General features: G+C 64.4%; 4 protein-coding genes and 1 pseudogene. 3 read left to right on the top strand and 2 right to left on the bottom strand.

Features of this window, described 5'->3' with window-relative positions; translation table 11 throughout:
- Window positions 1-1,537: ATP-binding protein (locus AC1DXV_RS32220; protein WP_477937553.1), on the top strand; the 1,537-nt coding region annotated here is incomplete at its 5' end.
- A 195-nt stretch (window positions 1,538-1,732) separates the two neighbouring features.
- Entirely contained in the window at window positions 1,733-1,978 is a 246-nt protein-coding gene (locus tag AC1DXV_RS32215) for a hypothetical protein (RefSeq protein ID WP_477867492.1), read from the top strand.
- A gap of 211 nt (window positions 1,979-2,189) precedes the next feature.
- Here the strand turns inward: AC1DXV_RS32215 and AC1DXV_RS32210 are convergent, their stop codons facing one another.
- Entirely contained in the window at window positions 2,190-2,606 is a 417-nt protein-coding gene (locus AC1DXV_RS32210) for an ester cyclase (RefSeq protein ID WP_477867490.1), read from the bottom strand.
- 142 nt (window positions 2,607-2,748) lie between these two features.
- On the opposite strand from AC1DXV_RS32210, the gene AC1DXV_RS32205 reads away from it, so the two are divergent.
- Complete coding sequence (locus AC1DXV_RS32205; RefSeq protein WP_477867488.1) at window positions 2,749-3,645, top strand: AraC family transcriptional regulator; 897 nt, start codon at window positions 2,749-2,751, stop codon at window positions 3,643-3,645.
- A gap of 137 nt (window positions 3,646-3,782) precedes the next feature.
- On the opposite strand, the pseudogene AC1DXV_RS32200 reads toward AC1DXV_RS32205, so the two are convergent.
- Window positions 3,783-4,024 (bottom strand): annotated as a pseudogene (locus tag AC1DXV_RS32200) (hypothetical protein); the annotation flags it as partial.

Raw genomic sequence — 4,024 nt, 5'->3', positions numbered from 1 at the left:
GCCGACGGGCGCTCGCGATGATCTCGACAAGGTCCACACTGCCGCGCTCGCACTGATGGGGCTGCTCGACGACGTGCTCGACCACTCCAAGATCGAGGCTGGAAAACTGCGTTTCGAGCAACTCGAGTTCAATCTCGAGCAGACGCTGCAGCGCACGGTCGACGTCTTTGCCGCGCGCGTCGCCCTGAAGGGCCTCGCGTTCGTCGTTGATCTGCCACCCGAGTTGCCGCTTCAAGTGGTCGGCGATGCACTGCGAATGTCGCAGGTGCTGAACAACCTGGTGGGCAACGCGGTGAAGTTCACCGATAAAGGCCACGTGCATGTCGTGGTGCGAGAAATGCCTGCCACGCAGCCTGAGCGCTGYCTGTTGAGATTTTCCGTGCTCGACACCGGGATCGGCATCGACCCAGCGCACCACGCGGGCTTGTTCGACGCCTTCACGCAAGCCGACAGTTCGATCACGCGCCGCTTCGGCGGCACCGGGCTCGGTCTCACGATCTGCCAAAGGCTGGTCGAGATGATGGGCGGCGAGATGGGGATGAGGAGCGTTCCCGGACGCGGCAGCGAGTTCTGGTTCACCGCCAACTTGCTGCGTGGCGATATGCCGCCTCCCTCCAGCTTGCGGCAGCCGGGGATGGAGGGCCTGCGCGTGTTGCTCGTCGAAGATGGGTCGTTGGCTGATCAGGTGAACGCCACGCAACTGCTCGCTTGGCAGGTGAGGGTGACGCGAGCCGCTGACGTGAAGGCCGCATTGCGATACATCGAGCAGAGCCAGTCGTTGGATGATCCGTTCGATGCGGTGCTGCTCGACGGGCATTCGCTGGCGCTGGAAGAGCGGCTCGCGGTGGCGCGTTCGCTGCGAAGTGTGATCCACGGCGGTGCCGTCGGATGTCCGGCGCTGGTGATGATGTCGTCCGCCTCCAGGACAGCAGCCGATGCCGCGGTGGACCTCGTGCCGGATGTCGCGCTTGCCAAGCCGGTGCTGGCCTCGCCGCTGCTTGCGGCATTGCTGAAGATCGCCGAGCGCCGCGACATTCATGGCCCTGCGAACTCGGTGGGGACCGTTGCTGCCGATCTATCGTGTACCGCCACGCAAGCCGAATCGCTGCTGGCACACGCCGCGCCGATCGCTGGAGCCCGAGTGCTGCTGGTTGAGGACAACGTCGTCAACCAGATCGTCGGGCAGCGCATCCTGGGGCRCATGGGCCTGGAAGTGCTCGTCGTCGACGACGGCGTACAGGCGCTCGCCGCGCTCGATGCCGTCACCGATCGGCCGTTCGACGCCGTGCTGATGGATCTGCACATGCCGGTGATGGACGGGCTCGAAGCGACGCGGCGCATCCGCGAACGAGGGGCCTGGGCCTCGCTGCCGGTGATCGCGATGACTGCAGCAGCGCTGCCTGAGGACCGCGCGCAATGCTTCGAGGTAGGCATGGTCGACCATCTGGCCAAGCCGCTCATTCCAGAGAGCGTGCTCGACGTTCTGCTGCGGTGGATTCCGCACGACCGGCGTGATCGAGCGCTGCCTTCCACCTGACCCGACGCCCGAAGGCTCCTTCGGGTGAGTTAGACGCCCAGCGTTGGCGTCCCCAGCGGCTACCACCTGACCGCAGACCGCAAGAACCCGAACAAGGTCTATGCCCACGATTCGGGCGGCGCCTGGTGGGGCACGCCGGGCAAGGTTCATGTCTCGACCGATGGCGGTCACAGCTTCACGCTGAGCGCGGGCTCGGTGTCGGCCGGGCTGGCGCCCAGCTACTTCATGCACACCTCGCTGGCGGTCAACCCCAACGCCGAGGACGACCTCTGGCTGGCCGACGGCAACGCCGTGTACCACTCGACCGATTCGGGGGCGACCTGGACCAAGCTCAGCACCTTCGCGTCGATCTGGAGCGGCAACGCATGGCCCGTCGTGCAGAACGTCCATGGCCGGGTCTACGTCAGCGGCATCGGCCAGGGCATGCTGTACAGCAACTGAACCCCGTCTTCTTCATCCCCTCGCAGCGATGCGCCGACGACTCCGATCGCGCAGGGGTTGAAGCTGCTCTCGACGCGCATCAGGATCACGTTCCGCGCGGCATCGATATTGTCCGATATTCATCATTCGACAACCGACCGGCCGCTGTTGCGCGCGTGGGGTCGTGTGCCGGCCCCTGCGTTTGCACCAGGTTGCTTGCATCGGTGCGGCCTCAGGAGCGCGGCAATCCGCCGATCTGCTGCATCAGTCCGAGCAGGTCCGGTTGCCCGACTTCGGAGACGATCTTCCCGGTCGAGAGCCGATAGATGTTCAGCGCTTGCACGGCAATCGTCTTGCCGGTGGGAGGCACGCCGAAGAAGGCTCCGCGGTGCGTCCCGTGCATCATGAATCGCGCTGCGATGACATCACCTTCAATGACGGTTTCTTCAAGAGTCCACTGAATGTCGGGGAATCCACCGCGCATCATCCCGATGACCTCCAGGTAGCCCTGTGGCCCGTGCACGGGTTCGGCGCGCCCCGGAACGTGAAACACGGCGTCCGGAGAAACCAACTCCGTGGCGAGCCGCGGGTCCGCAGTGTTGATGAACTCCACGAAGCGAGCGATGAACTGTCGGTTTGTGGTTTGCATGGGTCGCCTCGGACTGTCTATCAGGATGGGAACCGGGGCATGGTGGTCGCCAGGTGCCCGCGTTCCCATATTGTTCGAGTTGCCGGCGCGTTCGACACGATCAAAGTCGGTTGCCAAATGGTGAATATCGGACAATGGATCGATGCCACGCGGAACGAGTCCCATCGATATCGAGCAGGTCCGGTATCGGCCTTCGGCCGAGCGCGCGCTGGATCTCGAGGTCTTCTCGATGTCGGACCTGAGACGAAGGGTTCCCCGAGCCCACCTGCAGCGTCACCACCGCTACGACTTTCACATGTTCGTGCACGTCAGACGCGGAGAATGCCGCGCCGTGGTGGACTTCAGTCACATCGAGTGTGGCGCCGGATCGCTGCTGACCATTCGGCCCGGACAGGTTCACCGCTTCGGCCCGGGAAGCCGTTGGGACGCAAACCTCTTGCTGTTCCGACCCGAGCTGCTGCAGGCTTCGCAGGGCGAGGAACGCCTTCAGATGCCTGAACTGGTCGACGCGCTTCCTGGCCATCTGCGCCTCGACCGGTCGACGGGTCGGTTCTTGGCCGACACGCTCGCGCGGCTGGAGGAGGCGTGCGGGCTCGACGCCCGGCAACCGCTGCTGAACTGGCTGCTCCAGAGCGAACTGGCAACGCTCGTGACGCGGCTGCACATCTTTCACGCCGAGCAACAGCCGTCCGACGGAACATCGTCCGACGCGCCGGAGCGCTTTCGTCTTTTCAAACGGCTTCTGGACGCGAAGGTGCATCAGTGGCATCACGTGTCGCGCTACGCACAGGCCATGGGATGTTCCGAGAAGACGCTCACTCGCATCTGCAGTGCGGTGGCTGGCGTCGGTGCGAAGGCCTTTATCGCCTCGCGCCTTGCGCTGGAAGCCAAGCGCCTGCTCGTGCACACGGAGATGCCGATTTCAGCCATCGCGCAGCGGCTCGGCTTCGACGAGGCGACCAACTTCACCAAGTTCTTTCGCGGCATCGAAGGATGCACGCCTGGCGACTTCCGCCGTCAGTTCGATGTCTCGTTGTAGCCGCATCCAGCGGTCCTGTCTGACCATGCTGTCCATCAGGGCCAACTCATCGACGAAGACATCCACGATACGAACCGTGTCGTCTTCGCCAATGGTGGCCCTGCATGCCGGCCAACAGGATGCAGGTGGGGTCGAGCTCAGCGGGGAAACGGAGCGGGGTTGGCCAGGTAGGCCTTGGACAGGCGCGCGAACTGGCCGCCGTCGTTCGTGATGTCCGCCGACGTGTCGTCCCCGGGACTGAAGACGATCGCGAATGTGCCGTTGCCCGCGTACTGCGTTGTATGCGTCAGCATGTACTGGACGTGGTTGTCCCGATAGTGCTTCGGCGTTCCGCCGGGCGTCGTCGAGGGCACGCCCATGGGGGTCTTCCAGTACAGGA

It is taken from the genome of Rhizobacter sp. P3_C12, from assembly GCF_056402735.1.
This window is presented reverse-complemented; position numbering and strand designations above follow the sequence as displayed.

Excerpts from the sequence above, each read along its gene's own strand:
- AC1DXV_RS32210 (WP_477867490.1), bottom strand. The coding sequence starts at position 2,606 with ATGCAAACCACAAACCGACAGTTCATCGCTCGCTTCGTGGAGTTCATC.
- AC1DXV_RS32205 (WP_477867488.1), top strand. The coding sequence starts at position 2,749 with ATGCCACGCGGAACGAGTCCCATCGATATCGAGCAGGTCCGGTATCGG.